General features: G+C 64.4%; 18 protein-coding genes and 1 pseudogene. 11 read left to right on the forward strand and 8 right to left on the reverse strand.

Going from position 1 to position 19,530, the window contains the following annotated elements:
- The first annotated feature begins 1 nt into the window (after position 1).
- From AC1DUB_RS11970 to AC1DUB_RS11985, 4 genes are read left to right on the forward strand one after another with little or no spacing between them, the layout of a single operon-like run.
- Positions 2-1,249 carry a glycosyltransferase family 9 protein gene (locus AC1DUB_RS11970; RefSeq protein WP_477729662.1) on the forward strand — a complete coding sequence of 416 codons (1,248 nt, stop codon included), beginning with the start codon at positions 2-4 and terminating at the stop codon, positions 1,247-1,249.
- On the forward strand, positions 1,219-1,779 hold the full coding sequence (locus tag AC1DUB_RS11975) for a GtrA family protein (protein ID WP_477718915.1): 561 nt from the start codon (positions 1,219-1,221) through the stop codon (positions 1,777-1,779). The genes AC1DUB_RS11970 and AC1DUB_RS11975 overlap by 31 nt, the downstream gene beginning before the upstream one ends.
- The gene (locus tag AC1DUB_RS11980; protein WP_477729663.1) at positions 1,766-3,550 is read left to right on the forward strand and encodes an ArnT family glycosyltransferase; all 1,785 of its coding nucleotides are present in this window, start codon (positions 1,766-1,768) and stop codon (positions 3,548-3,550) included. Before AC1DUB_RS11975 ends, AC1DUB_RS11980 begins: the two co-directional genes overlap by 14 nt.
- Before the next feature lie 41 nt (positions 3,551-3,591).
- Positions 3,592-4,593, forward strand: a complete 1,002-nt coding sequence (locus AC1DUB_RS11985; protein ID WP_477729664.1) for an aldo/keto reductase — start codon at positions 3,592-3,594, stop codon at positions 4,591-4,593.
- Between the two features lie 2 nt (positions 4,594-4,595).
- Here the strand turns inward: AC1DUB_RS11985 and AC1DUB_RS11990 are convergent, their stop codons facing one another.
- From AC1DUB_RS11990 to AC1DUB_RS12005, 4 genes and pseudogenes are all read right to left on the reverse strand, one after another.
- On the reverse strand, positions 4,596-5,675 hold the full coding sequence (locus tag AC1DUB_RS11990) for a serine endopeptidase (protein WP_477729665.1): 1,080 nt from the start codon (positions 5,673-5,675) through the stop codon (positions 4,596-4,598).
- A gap of 53 nt (positions 5,676-5,728) precedes the next feature.
- A pseudogene (locus AC1DUB_RS11995) lies at positions 5,729-5,884 on the reverse strand (DUF2145 domain-containing protein); the annotation flags it as partial.
- 147 nt (positions 5,885-6,031) lie between these two features.
- Positions 6,032-7,981 (reverse strand): MFS transporter, encoded by a 1,950-nt coding sequence (locus AC1DUB_RS12000; RefSeq protein WP_477729666.1) that lies wholly within the window; start codon positions 7,979-7,981, stop codon positions 6,032-6,034.
- 110 nt (positions 7,982-8,091) lie between these two features.
- A complete protein-coding gene (locus tag AC1DUB_RS12005; RefSeq protein WP_477729667.1) occupies positions 8,092-8,898 on the reverse strand; it encodes a hypothetical protein in 807 nt (268 codons plus the stop codon).
- 139 nt (positions 8,899-9,037) lie between these two features.
- Here AC1DUB_RS12005 and AC1DUB_RS12010 point away from each other — a divergent pair, with 139 nt between their 5' ends.
- A complete protein-coding gene (locus AC1DUB_RS12010) occupies positions 9,038-9,769 on the forward strand; it encodes a helix-turn-helix domain-containing protein (RefSeq protein WP_477729668.1) in 732 nt (243 codons plus the stop codon).
- A gap of 162 nt (positions 9,770-9,931) precedes the next feature.
- Here AC1DUB_RS12010 and AC1DUB_RS12015 read toward each other — a convergent pair whose 3' ends face one another.
- Together AC1DUB_RS12015 and AC1DUB_RS12020 are read right to left on the reverse strand one after the other, a co-directional pair.
- Positions 9,932-11,224 (reverse strand): FIST signal transduction protein, encoded by a 1,293-nt coding sequence (locus AC1DUB_RS12015; RefSeq protein WP_477729669.1) that lies wholly within the window; start codon positions 11,222-11,224, stop codon positions 9,932-9,934.
- A gap of 19 nt (positions 11,225-11,243) precedes the next feature.
- On the reverse strand, positions 11,244-12,137 hold the full coding sequence (locus AC1DUB_RS12020; protein ID WP_477729670.1) for a PhaM family polyhydroxyalkanoate granule multifunctional regulatory protein: 894 nt from the start codon (positions 12,135-12,137) through the stop codon (positions 11,244-11,246).
- Between the two features lie 320 nt (positions 12,138-12,457).
- On the opposite strand from AC1DUB_RS12020, the gene AC1DUB_RS12025 reads away from it, so the two are divergent.
- Together AC1DUB_RS12025 and AC1DUB_RS12030 are read left to right on the forward strand one after the other, a co-directional pair.
- Positions 12,458-12,871, forward strand: coding sequence for a VOC family protein (locus AC1DUB_RS12025; RefSeq protein ID WP_477729671.1), 414 nt, complete (start codon positions 12,458-12,460; stop codon positions 12,869-12,871).
- Between the two features lie 68 nt (positions 12,872-12,939).
- Positions 12,940-13,542 carry a MarC family protein gene (locus AC1DUB_RS12030; RefSeq protein ID WP_477718905.1) on the forward strand — a complete coding sequence of 201 codons (603 nt, stop codon included), beginning with the start codon at positions 12,940-12,942 and terminating at the stop codon, positions 13,540-13,542.
- Between the two features lie 39 nt (positions 13,543-13,581).
- Here AC1DUB_RS12030 and AC1DUB_RS12035 read toward each other — a convergent pair whose 3' ends face one another.
- Positions 13,582-14,577 carry a fumarylacetoacetate hydrolase family protein gene (locus tag AC1DUB_RS12035; RefSeq protein WP_477729672.1) on the reverse strand — a complete coding sequence of 332 codons (996 nt, stop codon included), beginning with the start codon at positions 14,575-14,577 and terminating at the stop codon, positions 13,582-13,584.
- 270 nt (positions 14,578-14,847) lie between these two features.
- Here AC1DUB_RS12035 and AC1DUB_RS12040 point away from each other — a divergent pair, with 270 nt between their 5' ends.
- The 3 genes from AC1DUB_RS12040 (at position 14,848) to AC1DUB_RS12050 (ending at position 17,234) form a co-directional block, all read left to right on the forward strand.
- Positions 14,848-15,645, forward strand: coding sequence for an IclR family transcriptional regulator (locus tag AC1DUB_RS12040; RefSeq protein ID WP_477729693.1), 798 nt, complete (start codon positions 14,848-14,850; stop codon positions 15,643-15,645).
- The gene (locus tag AC1DUB_RS12045) at positions 15,642-16,823 is read left to right on the forward strand and encodes a DUF3108 domain-containing protein (protein WP_477729673.1); all 1,182 of its coding nucleotides are present in this window, start codon (positions 15,642-15,644) and stop codon (positions 16,821-16,823) included. The genes AC1DUB_RS12040 and AC1DUB_RS12045 overlap by 4 nt, the downstream gene beginning before the upstream one ends.
- 129 nt (positions 16,824-16,952) lie before the next feature.
- Positions 16,953-17,234 carry a BTH_I0359 family protein gene (locus AC1DUB_RS12050; protein WP_477718902.1) on the forward strand — a complete coding sequence of 94 codons (282 nt, stop codon included), beginning with the start codon at positions 16,953-16,955 and terminating at the stop codon, positions 17,232-17,234.
- A gap of 146 nt (positions 17,235-17,380) precedes the next feature.
- On the opposite strand, the gene AC1DUB_RS12055 is transcribed toward AC1DUB_RS12050, so the two are convergent.
- Positions 17,381-18,562, reverse strand: a complete 1,182-nt coding sequence (locus AC1DUB_RS12055) for an AbrB family transcriptional regulator (protein ID WP_477729674.1) — start codon at positions 18,560-18,562, stop codon at positions 17,381-17,383.
- Positions 18,563-18,668: 106 nt separating this feature from the next.
- On the opposite strand from AC1DUB_RS12055, the gene AC1DUB_RS12060 reads away from it, so the two are divergent.
- Positions 18,669-19,517 (forward strand): ChaN family lipoprotein, encoded by an 849-nt coding sequence (locus AC1DUB_RS12060; protein ID WP_477729675.1) that lies wholly within the window; start codon positions 18,669-18,671, stop codon positions 19,515-19,517.
- Positions 19,518-19,530: the final 13 nt, after the last annotated feature.

Consider the following 19,530-nt stretch of genomic DNA (forward strand, 5'->3'; position numbering starts at 1 on the left):
GATGAACATCCAGCTGCAACGATGGATTGACCGCTGGGTCGGCATCCCGTTGTGTGCCGCAGTCTCTGGCCTGGATGCGGTGACCAGGTCTTTGCGGGGGCCGTCCCGCGAGGCGGCCGCCACCACCGCGCCCCGTGCGATCGTGGTGATCCTGCTGTCCGAAATGGGCAGCCTGGTGCTGGCACACGAGATGTTTGCGCGGCTCAAACAGCGCTACCCCGGCGCCGAGCTGCACGCCCTGCTGTTCAGGAAGAACCGTGAAATCCTCGACCTCATGAAGGTGGTCGACCCGGCCCATGTGCACACCGTGGATGACAAGTCGCTGCCAGGCCTGCTGTCCAGCCTCTGGAAGGCGGTGGCCGAACTGCGCCGCGCGAAGGTCGATGTGGCGATCGACTGCGAACTGTTTTCGCGCATCAGCAGCCTGCTGTCGTTTGCCAGCGGTGCGCCGGTTCGCGTGGGTTTTCACCGCCACACGCAGGAAGGCCTGTACCGCGGCTCGCACATCAACCGGCCCGTGCCCTACAACCCGTATCACCACATCAGCGCGCAATTTCTGGCGCTGGCGCGTGCCATCGACTCCACCGCAGTACCGAAGTCAAAGCTGCCGATGGCGGGCACCACCAAGCCCCCGCCGCCTGTGCAGCTGGACGGCGACCTGGTGCAGGGCATTGCGCTGCGGCTGGCGCAGGACTTTCCCGCCATTGCCGGCAAGCCGCTGGCGCTGGTCTACCCGGGCGGCGGCATTCTGCCCATCCGCGCGTGGCCGCTGGCCTCGTACACCACGCTGTGCGAAGGCCTGGTGGCCGACGGTTGCGCGGTGGCGGTGATTGGCCTGAAAGACGACCAGGCGCTGGCGCAGCAACTGGTCGCCAACGTCAACCAGGCCTACCCGGCGGGGCCGGTGATCGACCTGACGGGCTACACACGCTCGGTCGCCGAGCTGCTGGCGCTGTTCCATGTGGCGCGCCTGCTGGTGACCAACGATGGCGGACCCGGGCAGTTCGCCGCATTAACGCCCATCTGGACCCTGATGCTGTTCGGGCCCGAAACGCCCGGCCTCTATGCGCCGCAGACGCCAAAGTGCCATTCGTTTTACAGCCAGTGGCCCTGCTCGCCCTGCCTGACTGCCTACAACCACCGCTCCTCCTACTGCGACGGCGACAACCAGTGCCTCAAGGTCATTGCGCCCGCCGCGGTGCTGGCCAAGGCGCGGGAATGCCTGGCCGAAACTCCGGCGATGGCCTGATGGGAACACTCCGGTCCATCGCGGAGGCGCTGATCAGCCGCCTGCCACCCCGCCTGCAGCCTATGGCGCGCTGGCGCTTCATCAAGTTTGGCGTGGTGGGCGCCAGCGGCACGGTGATCAACATCGCCGTGCTCTATGTCGCGCAGGAGTTTTTGCTCAGCTTCATCGCAGACTTCCACTCGCGGCTCAATTACTCGATTGCCCTGGCCATCACCTGCGCGACCATCAGCAACTTTTACTGGAACCGGCGCCTGACCTGGCGGGACCGCAAGCACGAGGTCCATCATTCCGCGCTGTTCCTGTTTTCCAAATATGTGATGGCGGCGGCCCTGTCGATTGCCGTTCAGTCCGTGCTGACCAAATGGCTGGCCATCTACCTGCACTACATCCTGGCCAACCTGGTGGCCATTGTGCTGGCCAGCGTGTGCAATTTTGTCGCCAATGACCGCATGACGTTCCGCCGCCGCGCGAAAATTCAGCCGCCCAATGCTGCCACAACGCCCCCTGCCGATGTCCATGACCAGCCCTGAGCCACTGAAGCCCCGCCTTCCCGCCCACTTCCTCTGGCTGGCCCTTGCCGTCGCGGTTGCGCTGGGCTACCTGTTCGGCCTGGACGGCGACCATATTCCCCGCCTCGGCGATGAGCTGGTGTACGCCCACATCGCGCGCCTGACGGCGGAAACCGGCCGGTGGCTGCCGCTGGTCAGCTCTTACGACTTCATGCGCAACACCAAGCCACCGCTGCTGTTTTGGCAGGCGATGGCGGCGGGCGGCTGGGGCGAGCACTGGACGCTGCTCCGCCTGCGCCTGCCCAGCGTGGTCTATTCCTGGGCGATTGCGCTCATGGTGGGCCTGCTGACCTGGAAGGTAGTTCGCAGTGAGGCCACGCCCGCCCCGGAGGCAAGCCCCGGCGCCGCGACGGCCGCGGACCGCAGCAGCCGGGCGATCACCCTGGGGGCAATTGCGGCGCTGACCTACTTCTCTTTTTTGAGCAGCTACCGTTATGGCCGGCCCTACCTGACCAGCTCGCCCGAGACCTTCTGGCTGTTCGCTGTGTTTTTTGCCCTCGCCTGGTCCCCGGCGAAACTACTGGCCTCACGCTGGAAGTTTCCTCTGCTCGCAGGAGTCGCCATCGGCATCGGCTGCCTCTACAAATCCTTCGCCATGGTGGTGCCGGTCGGCTTCGGCCTGGCGCTGTGCTACCAGGTGCTTGGCGCCCGGCAAGCCCCCTGGCAGATTTTCCGGCGCGGCATCGTCATCGACGCCATCAAGGTCGCCACCATCTGTGCAATGGCCCTGGCGGTGTTTGGCTTGTGGTTCGCCATTGATCCGCAACCGGGCGAGGTGTGGCGCGAGTTTGTGGTTGGCGAAAACGCCGGAAAATTCAAGTCATCACCCGGCTACTTCAAGGTTGCTTTCCGTAGCAGCGGCGGGCTTCTGACGATTATCACGGGCTACTTTTCAAACGCCGGGTTTCTGCTGCCCGTCGCGGTCGGCTGTGTCTGGACCGCCTGGCGCAGTTACCGTCGGGGGGTGCCCGTCGGTGATGCCGAAAAAGTCCTGTGGCTCTGGCTGCTGGCGCTGGCGCTGGTGTTCCTCCTGCCCAACCAGCGGTCTGCCCGTTACCTGATACCTGCCATGCCGGCCCTCGCGATCCTGATGGCGCTGTACTGGAGCCGCATTGCGCGCCTCTGGTTCAGCATCGCCCTGGCGCTCTGCCTGCTGGGCGCCCTCGCCATGGGCCTGATCGGATTCGGTGCGGTGCGCGCCACGCAAACCGGCTGGCTTTATTCGCCGCTGTTCTGGCTGTTCTTGGCAGCCCTTGCCGCAGCCTGCGTCATCGGCATGGCCAAAAAAGAGCTGGCCCGCCCGATCGCCGCCGTGGCCGGTTTCGCCGTGCTGTTTGCGCTGGCCTGGGCCACCGCGCCGTTCAACGGCGACAAGGGCCACTTCAGCGCAAAGACCAACGCGCTGCTCAAAGGCCAGACCGTGTCCGTCCCGAGCAACTTCAACGGTCATTTTGAGCGTTACGAATTCATCATTCCGGGCGCAAAAATTGTTCCCTACTTCGCGGCGCAACCGGTCGACTACCAGGACGTCAACGCCCTGTTCAACAACACCCGCTATGCCCTGGTGCAGCGCCGGGTCGGGCAGAAACCCTGCGATGCGTGCCGCATCATCGATGAACGCTGGGACCTGCGCTCGCGGCAGGACGAGAATGAAGGCCAACTGGCCGTCTTCAAAACGCCCGATACCTACCTGTATGCCAAGGAGTACCTCGTCGAACGGCTCACACCCTGAGCACCGTCTGGCCCCCGTCTTTTTTCAGCAAGGAACTGACCATGCAATACCGCCGCCTCGGAACCAGCAACCTCAAAGTCTCGACCCTCTGCCTGGGCACCATGATGTTCGGCCAGCAGACGCCGCCTGACGAGGCGGCGCGCATCGTGGCCTCGGCCCGCGAGCAGGGGCTCAACTTCATCGACACGGCCGACGTCTACAACAAGGGCCAGTCGGAAAAGGACGTCGGCAAGCTGCTCGCCGGCCAGCGCCACCACTGGGTGCTGGCCAGCAAGCTCGGCAACCCGGTCAGCGAGGCCGTCAACGAGAGCCATTACTCGCGCCGCTGGCTGATCCTGCAGACCGACGCGATCCTGGCCCGGCTGCAAACCGACTACCTCGACATCCTGTACCTGCACCGCGACTACCACGGGGAAAACCTCGAGGAAGCAGTGCGTGCGCTGGGCGACCTGATCCGCCTGGGCAAGATCCGCAGCTTCGGCCTGTCCAACTTCCGCGGCTGGCGCATTGCCGAGATCGTCCGCCTGTGCCGGGAACTGGGCGTGCCGTCACCGGCCGTGTGCCAGCCTTATTACAACCTGCTCAACCGCGGGCCGGAATTGGAAATCCTGCCGGCCTGCGGCCATTACGGCCTGGGCGTCGTGCCCTACAGCCCGCTGGCGCGCGGCGTATTGACGGGCAAGTACCCGCCCGGCCAGCCGCCGGCCGAGGGCACGCGCGCCGGCAGCGGCGACCGGCGCATCCTGGAAACCGAATTCCGTGAGGAATCGCTGGTGATCGCCCAGAAAATCAAGGCCCGCTGCGAAGCCAGGGGCCTGGTTCCCGGGCAGTTTGCCGCCGCCTGGGTGCTGGCCAACCCCCTGATCAGCTCCGTCATCGTCGGCCCGCGCACGCTGGCGCACCTGGAAGACGTGTATGCCGCCACGGAGCTGAAGCTCACGCCGGACGACGAGGCCTTCATCAACGGCCTGGTGGTGCCCGGCCATGCCTCCAGCCCGGGCTACAACGACCCGGCCTACCCTTTCTTCGGCCGCCCGGTCTGAGTTCAGGCCGCCGGGGCCGCTGAGGTCGCCGGTGGCGCGGGCCTGGCCTGCTCGCCGCTGGCGCCACAGGCGTGGCAGAACCTGGCAAAAGCGCTCTTGCGGGTGGTGCATTTGAAGCAGTGGTCAAACAGGCCAATACCGCAATGCGGGCAAAAATCGATCTCCGGGTTCTTGAGGTCTACCGCCCGCTCGCATCCCGGGCAAACAGCCTTGGACAACCGCGTCAGCGCCGTGTCGTAACTCAACTCTTCACGGCGTTGCGCGTCGGGTAATTGCTCCGCGAGCTTCTGTTTTTCGAGGTAGCGATTGAGCGAAATAATCGCCTGCCGCCCCACCAGCGCCGTCACCACAATGCCGACGATGTAGCGCACATAGCCACCGTAACTGGGCAGGTAGGGGACCAGCTCAACGAAAAAGGCAAACAGCGCAAAGATGATGAAGCCCCAGACAAAGGGCCAGTACGTGCTCTTGCGTTTTTTTGCAAACAGCCAGCCGGCGGCCACCAGCAGCGGCAAAGTCAGCGCCAGGCGGTACAAAAAGACGCGCAACTCGACGCGACGGTATTCGGCATTGAGCAGCTTTTGGGCCACTTCCTGCAGTTCGACGAGTTTGCCGCGTTCGCGTGCGGCCGCCTGCCGGGCATCGAGCGCGGCCTGCTGCTGCGCCTCCACGGCCACGCCAGTGGCGCGCTCGCGGGATTTCAGCACGTCCAGCGCCCGGGTCCGTTCGATCAATTCGGGGTCCTGGTCGGCCAGGTGCGTGGCATGACGCGTGGCCAGCCAGTTGTTGAAGGTGTCACGGGCCGCCGCCGAGTCGGCCTGCGCGGCGCGGCGCTTGAGCTGCGCCTGCTCCAAAGCACTTTGGGCGTCCTGCTCGGCACGCGTGGCGGTTTTGATCGCCGTGCGCAGGGCAGTCGTGGTGGCCGGGTCCATGAAGTCGTCGAGCGAGAGCCGCTTTTCCACCTTGGGCAGATCGCCCACCACGGTGCCGCCCAGCCCGATCAGGAAACCGGCAAACACCAGCGCCACCAGCCACAGGCCGCGGTGAAACCATTTTTCGGAGAGTCGCAAACCTTTGCTCATGATGAATTCCTTTTTGTCTTTTTGTTTGAAGCAGTCGGGCAAGATGACAGGGTTTAAAGTTTGACGATTGTCGGGGTTTGGCCCGGCGCCGCCAGTTGCGCCCGCGGCAGCCAGGCAAACACCGAGTCGACGGTGACGGTTTCGATGCGGACCGAAAAGCGCTTGTCATTGGGATGGTCGTCGAAGGCCACATTGGCGGCCGTCAGGCGGGGCCGGGAATCACGGTGTATCAGTGTCTGCATAAAGACCTTTGAGGTTGTTGCGGTGCGTCCAATGTGCCGCGGCGTCCCAAAAACTGACACAGATACCGATACAGTGATTATTGAATGATCTTTTAGTATCGGTTTTCGATACTTTCAGGCATCCATCAGCGCGGCCACGCGTGTTCGCAAAGCCTCGGGCTGCACGTCGGCGGGCGCGATTGCTGGCCCGGCATTCAGGCCGACCCGGCTGAAAAAGCCGCGCCGGAAGGGCCGCACCATCGCCGTACCCTGCTCCACCCGGCTGAAGAATGAGCCCCACAGGTTGGTCAGGGCCATCGGAATGACCGGCACGCGGAGGCCGTCACGCTCGGCGTTTTCGAGGATTTTCATGATGCCGGCCTTGAACACCTGAAGCTCCCCGTCCTTGGTGATGCCACCCTCGGGGAAGATGGCCAGCAAATCACCATTGCGCAGCACCTTGGCTGCCGCTTCGAACGCCGCTTCATAGGCCACCGGGTCTTCCGCGCGCGGCGCAATCGGAATGGCCTTGGCCAGCCTGAACAGCCAGCCCAGCACCGGCATTTTGAAAATGCGGTGGTCCATCACGAAATAAATCGGCCGCGGGCTGGCGGCCATCAGCAGCACCGGGTCCACAAAGCTGACATGGTTGCAGGTGAGCACCGCGGCGCCCTGCGCAGGAATGTTGTCATCGCCCGTGATCTTGAAGCGGTAAACCAGGCGCGAGGCGACCAGCGCGATGAAACGCAGCAGGTACTCCGGCACCAGCAGGAAGATGTAGAACGCCACCACCGCATTGGCCAGGCCGACGAACAGGAAAATCTGCGGAATGCTGAAGCCGGACTTGAGCAGCACGCCGGCCAGGATGGCGCTGACGATCATGAACAGCGCATTGAGAATGTTGTTGGCGGCGATGATGCGGGCCCGGTGCGTGGGCTGGCTGCGCAACTGGATCAGCGCGTACATGGGCACGCTGTACAGGCCGGCAAACAGGCTGAGCAGCGCCAGGTCGGCCATCACGCGCCAATGGGCGGGCTGGGCCATGAAGCTGGCGAGGCCCATAACGAGCGACATCGGCAAGCCCCTCGACGCAAAGTAAAGATCTACCGCAAAGACGCTCATGCCGATCGCGCCCAGCGGCACCAGGCCGATCTCGACGTGGCGCCGGCTCAGCACTTCGCACAGCAGCGATCCGGTCGCGATGCCGATCGAAAAAACCACCAGCAGCAGGGATGCGACCTGCTCGTTGCCGTGCATCACCTCCTTGGCGAAACTCGGGAACTGGCTCAGGAAGACCGCGCCAAAAAACCACATCCAGCTGATGCCCAGCATGGAGCGGAACACCACCAGGTTCTGATTGGCAAGCTTGAGGTTGCGCCAGGTCTCGGTGACCGGGTTCCAGTTGATCTGGAGGCCCGGGTCGGTGGCCGGCGCCAGCGGAATGAACTGCGCCGCGGCACGGCCCGCCAATGCCAGCAGCACGCAGGACAACGCCACATAATGCGGGCCCACGCCAGGTATCGCCACGATCAGGCCACCCACGATGTTGCCGAGCAAAATGGCCACAAAGGTGCCCATCTCGACCATGCCGTTGCCGCCGGTCAGCTCACGCTCGCTCAGCGCCTGCGGCAGGTAGGCAAACTTGACCGGACCAAACAGCGTGGAGTGCAGCCCCATCAAAAAAGTGCAGCCCAACAACACCGTAGCCTGCAGGTTGACGTTGCGGCTGGTAAAGCCCGCGGCAGCGATCAGCATGATCACCACTTCCAGGTTCTTGACGAAGCGGATCACGCGGGTTTTTTCGAACTTGTCGGTGAGCTGCCCGCTGGTGGCCGAAAACAGCAGAAAGGGCAGGATGAACAGCGCCCCGATCACCAGCCCCGCCAGCGCCGGCGGCAGCCAGCTCACGCTGAGCTGGTAGGTCACCATCACGGTGAAGGCGAATTTGAACAGGTTGTCATTGGCCGCGCCGGAAAACTGCGTCCAGAAAAAAGGCGCAAAGCGGCGCTGCTGCAGCAGCGCGAACTGGTTCGGATGCTCGTGTGCTGCCGGTGGGGGCGCCAGGGCGCTTGTATCAACACTCATGCTGGACTCCTCTATTCGCTTTTATTCGCTCGCTACTTGTCGCTTGTGGCTTGTGAACTCTTGCTGTGGCCACGCAAGAGACATGGCCGCTCGCCGTGCAGCCTCTTTGCTCAGGCGGTGATGTGCAGGGATTCTGCCTTGGTTTTCTGCGCGGGTATCAGCGCAGAAACCACCGGCCAGGCGGCACAGCTCGCCACCACATGTTTCAGGCTGTGGCCCGATACGAGTTGCCCGGTCCAGTCAAAGACCAGCTGGTCCCCGAATTCAAACAGCTTTGCCAGCGCATACAGGGCGATCACAAGCGCCCAGCGAATGGGCAAGCCCCCTGAAGGATGGGCGGGCTCGCCGGGCAGCGGCGGCAGACGGGCCAGCCAGACCATCAAACCCAGGCCGCCGAATTGCAGGAGGCCCCACGGCAGCGCATTGCCTGAGGCCAGCCAGACCCCGACGCTCAAGGGCCCCAGCACCAGCACCGCCGCGGCGAGGGCGACGCCCGCGCGGGCACTGGCGCGCCCGGCAGCCGCCAGCCCCAACAAGCCCGCAAATGCAACGACCATGCCCAGGCGGTCAATCGCCAGGCCCCGGTCATCCGGCTGCCAGTGATACCAGGCGGATGCTGCCGCCGTGGCCAGCAGGCCGATAAAGAACAGGGCCGCCAGGCCGTGTTGCGCCATGCCGCCGGCCGGCCCTGCAACCCGACGCCGCCACGCGAGACAGCTCAGGCCTGCCGCACCCCACAGCGCAAACGGCAGGTTGCTCAGCACATCGAGGGCGAAGGGAATGCGCCCCCACGCTCGCTGATCGGCAAGGTCATGCAGGTGCGCCGGCTGCGCCACAGGCGGGCCGACGATGGCCACGACCAGCAACACCAGCACAGCGCCCAACAGCAGGCGCTCGGGTTTTTCAAGTTGGAACATGGTGGAAGTCCTTTCAATATAAGTGGGTGCAGTCTGGGCGCACAAGCTGAAAATCCCTCCAGATATCGATACAAACTGAATTTTTACGACTTGAAGTATCGATAATCAATACCAGAGAGTTTTCCAAGGAGTTTTTCCAATGAGCACAAGCGCTGACCTGGTCATGGTCCTGAAGAAGGAACTCAAATCTGCGCAGATGACCTATGCCGACCTGGCCCGGGCCCTCGGCATGGCCGAGTCCAGCGTCAAGCGCATGCTGGCCAAAGGCGACATGCCGCTGTCGCGCATCGACGCCATTTGCCGTGCCTTGAAACTGGACTTTGCCGAACTCGCCAGGCGCGTCGCCGACACCCAGCCGCTGCTGGCGGAGCTCACCGAAGCGCAGGAAAAGGCAGTGGTGGCCGACAAGAAGCTTTTGCTGGCCGCGATTTGCGTGCTCTCCCAATGGACGCTGGAGCAGATGACGGAGTGCTACCGCCTGTCGGAGGCCGAGTGCATCAAATACCTGGCGCAGCTGGACCGCATCGGCATCATCGAACTCAAACCGCTGAACCGCTACCGGCTCAAACTTGCCAAGACCTTCCGCTGGCGCCCACACGGCCCGGTGATGGACTACTTTCGCGACAACGCCTTGCTGGACTACTTTTCAGGCGGCTTCGATGGCGGCGGTGAAGGCCTGCTGCTGGTGCATGGCTCCATCAGCCGCAGCCTGGCGCCCTCGTTTCTGGAGCGCATGCAGCGTGTGGCGCAAGACTTCGCGCAGCAACACCAGGCCGACCAGAAACTGGCCGCCAGGGACCGCGAGGGCTATACCCTGCTGCTGGCCATGCGGAGCTGGGAGTTTGAGGCGTTTGCGGCGCTGAGGCGTTGAATAGGGCACACCCCTGTTGCCGCTCACTTCGCGTAGCGGCCTCTCCCCTTGCAGGGGACGGCGCCTGCAGACTGGCGAAGCCAGCTCTGCGGCCCCTGCTGGTGGGTAGCGGCGTCCCATCTCGCCTGCGACATGTAACGCGTTCCCATCGAAGAACGCGTGTCAGTCCGTGGCCGCAAACACCGTCAGCACGCCGGTGTAGCCGTACAGGTGGTGGCGCGCAATTTCGCCGCCCGCGAAGAAGCCCACCAGCGGCACGTCGCCCAGCGCTCGCCGCACAATCTGCAGCTCGGCACTGGGCGCGCCAAAATGCGGGCCGCCACGGCCCGAGCAGCTGACATAAATGGCGCCGGCGATTCGCCGGGCCGGATGCGGCGCTGCGTCGGCTGGCACTCCACTGAGGGCGCTGGCGACATCCAGCGTGACTTCTTCAGGCTCCAACTCTTCGCGGATTTCGGCGCAGACCCGGATCAGGTCGGCACGCGCGGCCTGCGCGTTGCGTTCGCAAAAAGCCAGCTTCATGCCCACGTGGGGGATGTCGGCTATCGCGACGCCTTTGCGCGCAGGATCCAGCCCGATCAGGTGGCGCACCACGACTTCCGCGCCAAACTGGCCCGCCCGCCGGCTGCGGGCGTCATGCAGGCTGTCCTCGGGGCGGCTCAGGCCCACCAGGGTCGTGCGCACCTTGGCCAGCGCCTCGCGTGGCTGGTCCAGCGATACGCCCAGGTCCTCCAACAGCACATCCAGCGCCGGCTGGCCATCCAGCCCGGTGACCACATTGCTCTCGCAGGCGGTGATGTCGTGATTCGCCGAGACGGGCTGGCAGCCTTGCGTGACGCGTGACATCAGCGCCATCCCGCCTGACAGATCGCGTGCAAACGCTACGCCACTCAGGCCCCCGTTGAACACGCCGCCGGCCGCGCCATGCCCCTTGACGTTGCCATGGCCGCTGAAGGCAAACTGCACAGTGCTGGAGCGGCTCGACGCCAGGCCGCCAAAGACGTAACCGCTCTCGGTACGCTGGGCCATCTCGGCAATCAGTTCGGCAACGTCGGGCGTGCCGGCATCGGCATGCACCAGGGCGGTATGCGCCTTGAAACGGCCGCTGGCCGCAGGCGGCAGCGGCGACACGCCGGAGAACACGCGGTACTGGTCGTGCGGCAGTTCGCACAACATCACCGCCAGCGCGGGCTCGTCAAAGTACTCGACATTGTTCGACGCGATGCCCACGCCCACCGTGCCGCTCCAGTCGGTGATGTCGGGCAACTCGGCGCTCAGGTGATCGAGGATGTCCTGCGCATGGACGGCGTAATGGTCGGTGATGTAGAGCAGGGCCAGGGTGGGCGCATGGGCATACGCGGGCAAGGCCATGTGGGCACGCAACTGAGCCAGCGCAAGGCCGGCCGCCATCTGCCATTGCGGATGGGTGGCATGGCCATAGGGAAAAAGCTTCATGGGATCCCGGCAGACGAATTCAGCGCGTGGTTTTTCGGACCGTACTGCGCGCGGTCTTGCGCGCCGGCGTTTTGGCCTTGGGGCTTGACGGGGATTTTGCAGCCGACGACGCCATGGAAGCCGGTGTAGGCCAGTCCTGGGCGCTGCGCAGCGCGGTGTTCATCGCGGCGCGCGCCCCACCCGCCACCGTTTTTCCGGCGCTTTCAGCCATGCCTTTGGCCAGGCCCGTGGCCATGTCGGTGGCCGTTTTCACGGCATCCTTGGCCAGCCCGGCGGCCATGCTTTTGGTGGTGTCCACGGCGGTCTTTCGGGCGACATCTTTCATGGCATCCGCTGCAATGGTCTGGAACTGCTGGGTCAGGGCACCCCACCATTGCATCGGGTCGACCACGCCGCCCGCGGCAGCGGCCGCATCGGGAGACTTGGCTGCCGCTACTTTGGCTTTTGCCTTGGCCTTGGCCCCGGCTTTTGCCGCCGTGTCTTCGCTGGCTTGTGCACTTGCCTGATGGCCGTTAAAAGCCGAAGGCGGGATCTCCAGCCCGGAAAACGTCTTGCCCTTATCGGCCACGCTGTCGGCAACCTTGAGCTTGAAGGCGTTGGCCACATCGCCCATGTTGAAGTTCATGCCCCTGAGCGTCGCCAGGGTCATCTTCTGCACCTCCAACGCCTGAATGGTGGCCTTGAGCGCGGTGGCATTCTGGTCCAGCCAGAACTGCACCGCCTTGAGTTCGTCGATGCGCTTGTCCAGTTCTTCCACATTGAGCGTGGGCGCGACCCAGCTCCCCAGCTTGGGCAACTGCGGAATGCTTTGCGTCGCACTGTCGGCCGCCTGCCTGGCCAGGTTTTGCAGGAAGTCAAAACCGGGCACAAGCTTGCCGAAACCGGCAAAGGAATTGTTGTCTGCGTCACTCATGGTTGTCTCCTGCCGAGTTGGCAATATTGTGTGGTCCGGATAGGTTGCCATGCCATGAGCCTCACGGGATGAGGCCAGGATGCGCCTTCATTGTGCAACGCCATGGCGGGACGTCAACCGGTTTTTTATACGCCAGAGATACGCCGGCGCCACGCCGGACCCCATGGGACAGGGGGTTGGCACAAGAAGGGCATTTTGCGAATCCATCGATCGGAGAGGGTTGCAGCCCGCCTCATTCCGGTTTTTATTTATTTGATAGCACACCCAGCGCACTGGGCATCTTCAGGGAACGGCGGGCAACCGCCCGCTAAACTGGCGCCATGAAAAGCCTGTTTCACTTTGCCTTCAATGTCAGGGACCTGGACCTCGCACGCGGCTTTTATGGTGGCGTCCTGGGATGCACCGAGGGCCGATCTACCGACACCTGGGTCGACTTCGACTTTTTTGGCCACCAGATTTCACTGCACCTGGGTGAGCCGTTCAGGACGGAGCGCACCGGCCATGTGGGCGACAAGCTGGTGCCCATGCCCCACTTCGGGCTGGTCCTGGCCCTGCCCGACTGGCAGGCCCTGGCCCAGCGCCTCCAGGCGGCCCACACCGAATTCGTGCTGGCGCCGCAGGTGCGCTTTGAAGGCCAGCCCGGCGAGCAATGGACGATGTTTTTTTGCGATCCGTTTGGCAATCCCATCGAAATCAAGGGCTTGCGCTCGCTGGACGCGCTCTACGCCAGCTGAGCGTTGCGCCCCCCGGTTCGTTCGCCCTCTGATCTCCCTGATCTCCAACCACCTGTCACGCAGCCGCCATGGCCTACACCTTCGCTTCAGCCACCGTGTTGCTGCTGCTGATCACGGATCCGCTGGGCAACATTCCCATCTTTGTCAACGCCCTGCGCGGCGTAGCCCCCGAGCGCCGCATGCGCGTCGTCCTGCGGGAGGTGCTGATTGCCTTCCTGCTGTTGCTGGCCTTCATGTTTGTCGGCGACGGCTTTCTGCGCCTGATGAACCTGAGCGACCTGTCGCTGCAAATCGCCGGCGCCGTGGTGATGTTCCTGATTGCGCTGCGCATGATTTTCCCCTCGGACCAGCCGGAGGCCGCGCCCCTGCAGGGTGAGCCGCTGATCGTGCCGCTGGCCATTCCGGGGCTGGCAGGCCCCTCGGCCCTGGCCACGGTGATGCTGCTGGTCTCGCAGGCTCCGGCGCGGCGGCTGGAATGGATTGCCGCGCTGAGCGTGACCATGGTGGTGTGCGCGGTGGTGCTAGTGCTGTCCGAACGGATTCAGCGCATCGCAGGCGACCGCGTCATGATGGCCTTTGAACGGCTGATGGGGCTGATCCTGGTGGCCATCTCGGTGGAAATGCTGCTGCGCGGCCTGAAGCTCTTTGTGGCGCAGCTCGGCCACCCGTAAACCGCCCCTCCCCCGGCGGGGATTTCAGGTTGAATCGGCTTAACGCAGCGGCGCAACCTTCTGCTCAATCGCACCAAACACCGACAGCCCATCCTTGCCCTTGACCTCGATGCGGATGGTGTCGCCAAACTTCATGAACGGCGTTTTGGGCTTGCCGTCCTCGATGGTTTCAATCGCACGCTTTTCGGCAATGCAGCTGTAGCCGTGGCTCCAGTCCTTGTTGCTCACGGTGCCCGACCCCACAATGCTGCCGGCGCGCACATTGCGGGTTTTGCAGATGTGGGCAATCAGCTGCCCGAAGTGAAAGGTCATCTCGGGCCCGGCCTCGCACATGCCAACCTTGCGGCCGTTCCAGGTGCTTTGCAGCGTCATGTGCAGACGGCCCTTGTCCCAGGCATTTTCTCCGTTGAACACCAGTTCATCCAGCGTCACCGCCACCGGGCTGAAGGCCGTGGCCGGCTTGCTCTGGAAAAAGCCGAAGCCTTTGGCCAACTCGTCGGGTATGAGGTTGCGCAGCGACACGTCGTTGGCCAGCATCACGAGGCGTATGCCTTCGAGCGCCTGCTCGGGCGTGGCGCCCATGGGCACATCGGCCGTGATCACGGCGACTTCGGCTTCAAAGTCGATGCCGAATTCTTCGCTGGCAACCACCACGCTGTCGCAGGGGCCGGCGAAGTCGTCGCTGCCGCCCTGGTACATCAGCGGGTCGATGTAAAAAGAAGCCGGCACTTCCGCATTGCGGGCCTTGCGCACCAGCTCCACATGGTTGATGAAGGCCGAGCCGTCGGCCCACTGGTAGGCACGCGGCAGCGGCGCCATGCATAGCGCCGGCTCAAACGGAAAGGCGTGGCGCGCCTTGCCGTTGTTGAGCGTCTCGTACAGATCCTGCAGTTGGGGCGACATGAAGTTCCAGTCGTCCAGCACCTGCTGCAGCCTGGTGGCGATGCCCGTCGCATAATGGGCGGTGGCTAGATCGCGCGACACCACAACGAGCTGGCCGTCGCGGGAACCGTCTTTGTAAGTGGCGAGTTTCATCAATGTCCTGATTGGGTGGCTGGCGGGTTTTCTTCAGTGTTGCATCGCAAAAAGCACACTGGATTGTGCCGTCCCCGAGAGGCTCCGGCGCTTCGCGGCACCTGCCACAGCCCGGGGAACGCCTCAAAACCTGAAAATCATTGTTTCGCGTTACGATAAGTGAAATTAATTTACCTAAATGTAATTCTAAATTCTCTCACTTTCATGAACGCTCCTCCTGGCTCCCTCGACACCCCGCTTGCTGCGCCGCCTGCTGCGCCACTCACCGATCTGCCGCCCCAGCGCGCGGGCATTCAGTCGGTGGAAGTTGGGTTCAGCCTGCTGGGGGTGCTGGCCGCAGCATCCGGTCCGCTGATGCTGCGCGACCTGGCGGCGGCGGCGGGCATGAGCGCAGCCAAGGCGCACCGCTATCTGGTGAGCTTCCAGCGCCTCGGGCTGGTCACGCAGGATGCCGGCTCGACGCGCTACGACCTGGGGCCAACTGCACTCAAGTTAGGGCTCGCTTCTCTTTCCAGGCTTGACAGCGTGAAGCTGGCGCGTCAGCGCCTGCAGCCGCTGACGGAGCAGATCGGCCAGACCCTGGCATTGGCGGTCTGGGGCAACCAGGGCCCGACCATTGTTCACTGGGAGGAGTCGCCCCAGGCCATCACCGTCAACTTGCGCCTAGGCGACGTGATGCCGCTGCTGTCATCGGCCACCGGCCTGTGCTTTGCGGCCTTCATGCTGAACCAGCATGCGCCGCAGAACCGGCTGGCCGCATTGCTCAAGGAGGAGCTGGCACGCACCCAAAAGCTGGGACGCAAGGACCTGCCCACCAGCATGGCCGAGGCGACCGCGCTGCTGGAAGAAGTGCGCCGGCGTGGCGTGGCGCGCGTCGTGGACACCCTGCTGCCCGGCGTGGCCGGTTTCTGTGCGCCGGTGTTTGATGCCGATGGCCACCTGGCGCTGGGCATGGTGGCGCTGGGCTCGCTGGCCACGTTTGATCCGGCCTGGGACGGCGCGGTGGCCCGGCCACTGGCGGCAGCCGCCCGGCAACTTTCCAGCGATCTGGGGTTCACAGGGGCATGAACAGCGTGCTGGCAGCACCAGGGGTGGCTTCGGGGGTTTCGCGCACTGCACCCCCCTGGCGAACGCTGGGCATGCTGGCCGTGCTGGTGCTCGCCGTACACACGCTGCTGCTGCGAACGACGCCCGACCGGTTTGGCCCGGAAACGGACCCGGCATCCACCCGCAGCCGCACCGCGCCGGCATTTGTCACGCGCAGCATTGAGGTCCCGCCACCGGCCAAAGTGCTTCCCCCGCCAGCCGCGCCTCCTGCGGTCAAGCCCGCGGTCAAGGCGCCAGTCAAGCCCAAAAGACCTTCTGTTCCTGTTAAAGAAAATGAGGTTGTAGCCGCTGATGTACCTGCGCAGCCTGCTATTGATTCTGCAGCGCCTCAAGCCCCCGACTCACTCGCGGGCAGCGAATCTCCTGCCTCGTCCAGCGCAGACAGCGTGCCGCTCCCAACGACCGATGCAACCGCCGCAACGGATTCAACGGCCAATAAACCGCCGGAGCCCGCGGCGCCACCGCCACCCGCCGGCGCCAGCTTGACACCGGTGACCGCCATAGCCCTGCCGCCCAGCGTCAGGCTGGCCTACAAGATGACCGGCCAGGCCAAGGGCATGACCTACCACGCGAACGCCGAACTCGGCTGGCATCAGGCGGGCGGCAGCTATGACGCCCGCATGACCGTGAGCGCGCTGTTTCTGGGCTCGCGCAGCATGGCCAGCAGTGGCCAGGTGGGCGCCGAGGGGCTGGCGCCCACGCGCTTTTCGGATAAATCGAGAAGCGAGGTGGCTGCCCATTTCGAGGCCGACAAAGCCCGCATCACCTTCAGCGCCAACACGCCCGCCGCCCCCTGGGTCAAGGGCGCCCAGGACCGGGTGAGCGTGTTTTTACAGCTGGGCGGCATGCTGGCAGGCAAGCCGGCCAGCTTTCCGGTCGGCTCCAGCATTTCGCTGTACACCGTGGGACCGCGCGATGCGGACACCTGGACCTTTCGGGTGGAGGCCGAGGAAAGCGTCAGCCTGCCTTTCGGGGACATCGTCGCCCTCAGGCTCACGCGCCTGCCGCGCCGTGAATACGATCAGAAAGTCGAAATCTGGTACGCGCCCTCGCTGGGCTACCTGCCGGTGCGCAGCAAAATAACCCAGTACAACGGCGATTTTGTCGACCAGCAGCTCAATACCGTGAATAAATTCTGAAAACCGCCGCGCAAATGGCCATAAACGCCGCGGCGTGACTTTTTGCCTTCTTATGCGGCGTATTGAGGCCTACCCTGTCCTCTTGAAACCTGGCACCAACGTTGCTATGTAAAGGCGAAGGACATCACCATGCACATGCTCTACGACTCCGACTCTTTTGTAGTGGTCCAGATTCACGCGAACGCGCCCGAAGAATCTGCGCCAGCGCCCGCCGTTCCCCAGCTGGCGCGCCACGGCTTTGAAATCGTGGACAAACGATCAGGCAAAGAGGTGTACCTTGACGGCTCGTGGGCAGAAATGTTCCAGGAGCGCCTCAGTGCCTGGGCGAAAAACACACCGACCCAGGAAGAAATCGAAGACACGCTCGAAGGCTATAGCGGGCTGGCTAACACGCCCATCTCGTTGCACTAAGGCCCCCACGGTCGCTCACTGCGTGTAGCTCCCTGCCCCCCGAGGGGGCCGCTGCGCCTGCGGCCCGGCTAAGCCGGTTCCGCGGCCCCTGCTGGTGGGGTGAGCGCCACGTGAGCGCCACGCTCGCTCGCTGTCCCCTTTTCTTGTCATTCAGCGGGTGGGCTTTCAGACTGCGCTGCGGGGCGCTCCTGGTACATCCAGCGGTACATCGGCTCGGCGAGCAACAGCACCGCCGCCAGCCGCGTGACGTGAAAGGCCGTCACGACAGGAACGCCCAGCTGCAACACCTTGGCCGTGATGGCCATCTCGGCAATGCCGCCCGGCGAGGTGCCCAGCAGCAGCGTGGCCCAATGAAGGCTGCTGAACCGTGCCAGCATCCAGGCAAAGCCGGCACACAACACCATCATCCCGACAGTCGCCAGCGCCACGGAGCCGAGCCAGCGCGGCGCCAGATGCACAAAACTGCGGGTAAAGCGCACGCCCAGGCTGATGCCGATCACGAGCTGCGCGGCATTGGTCAGGGGCTGCGGGATGGCCGACAGCGTCACGTCACACGCGGTCAGCAGCAAAGACACCACCAGCGCACCGATGAACCAGGGGTTGGCGCGGTCCAGTTTGAGCATGGCCCAGCAGCCGATGCCGGTCAGTCCAGCCAGCAGCGCCAGCCCCGGCAAGTGAACGTCCCGGGCACCCGGGAGCGTGGTATCCAGCCCATGCAGGCCGGCCCACTGAAAGCCAAAGGGAATGATCAGCGTCACCAGCAGCACGCGCAGGCTGTGTGCCGACGCCACCAGGTCCGTCTGCGCGCCATGGCGCTCGCCCATCAGGGTCATTTCGGAGGCCGCGCCTATGGGGGCGGCGAAGTAGGTCGTGATGCGCGACAAGCCCGCCACATGAAATCGGGCACCCCATGATGGCCGGGGCGCAGGCTGCTGCTGGCCGGCCATGGCGGTCGGCCCCGGCCCGCGATGCACCCAATACAGCCACTCACCAAAGGCCAGGCCCAACAACAGCGCCCAGGCAATGTTCAGCGCAATCGCCCACCACAGGCCGGCCACCAGCGCCACCACCTGCGGTGTGAAGTAAAGCCCCAGCGCGCAGCCAATAATCCACTGGCCGGCATTGCGCAGCGGCGTCCAGCTGGCCGTGGCGCCGCCCAGCATGGAACATGCGGCGGTCACCAGCAACGGCCCGATCATCCATGGCAGGGGCGTGCGCAACATGACGCACAGAGCGGCCGCGGCCCAGGCGATCAGCAGCGTCAGGATGACGCAAACCGGCGGAGATCGAAGCAAGGACGATAGGCGTTTGGCTGCGTCAGGAAGCATGGACGTGTAAGCGGAAAATGACAAGGGAAAAGCATGCCGGGCGGAGCCGGGCCGAAGGCATTAGTATCCACCGATGTTTCATTTCCCTTTGCCGGCTTTGCCAGCCGTGTCAGCTTCGTCAGGCTTCACCGGCGCGCTGGTCTGTGCTGCCGCCGTGGCGCTGACGATGGGCTGTGCCAGCCGCCCCGGCCCTCCGGAAGCGCCCATCCTCCAGCCCGCCAGCGGCAGCACTGCCGCAGCCACCGCCGCCCGGCTCGATGCCCTGCTGCCCATTGACGCACTGCTGATCGGCGAACAACACGATGCCGCAGAACACCAGCAGGTAGCGCAGCAAGTCATCGCGCACCTGGCGCAACGCGGCCTGCTGGGGGCTCTGGCGCTGGAAATGGCCGATGCCGGGGTGAGCACCGCCACTCTCCTGCCCAGCGCCTCCGAAGAACAGACACGCTATACGCTGAAATGGAACGACAAAGCCTGGCCCTGGACGGCGTACGGACCGGCCGTGATGACGGCCGTGCGCGCCGGCGTGCCGGTGCTGGGCGCCAACCTGCCGCGCGCGCAGATGCAAAGCAGCATGGACGACAGCAAGCTCGACGTTCAATTGCCCGGCCCGGCCCTGAAGGCACAGCAGCAGCTGATTCGCATGGGCCATTGCAATCTGCTGCCCGAGAGCCAGATCACGCCCATGACACGCATCCAGATCGCCAGGGACATCACCATGGCCCAAACCCTGAGCCAGGCAGCGCTGCCCGGCAAGGTAGTGGTGTTGCTGGCCGGCAGCGGTCATGTGGACCGCACCGTGGGCGTGCCGCAGCACCTGCCCGCGGAATTCAAGGTCCGTGCCATTCGCCTGCGCGCAGGCAACGCCACGCCCGAAAAAGCGGACGCCTTCGACAGCGTCTGGGGCACGCCCGCACTCCCCGATATGGACTACTGCGCAGGCTTGCATAAATAAGGCCCCCACGCTT

The organism is Polaromonas sp. P4_F9 (assembly GCF_056401235.1).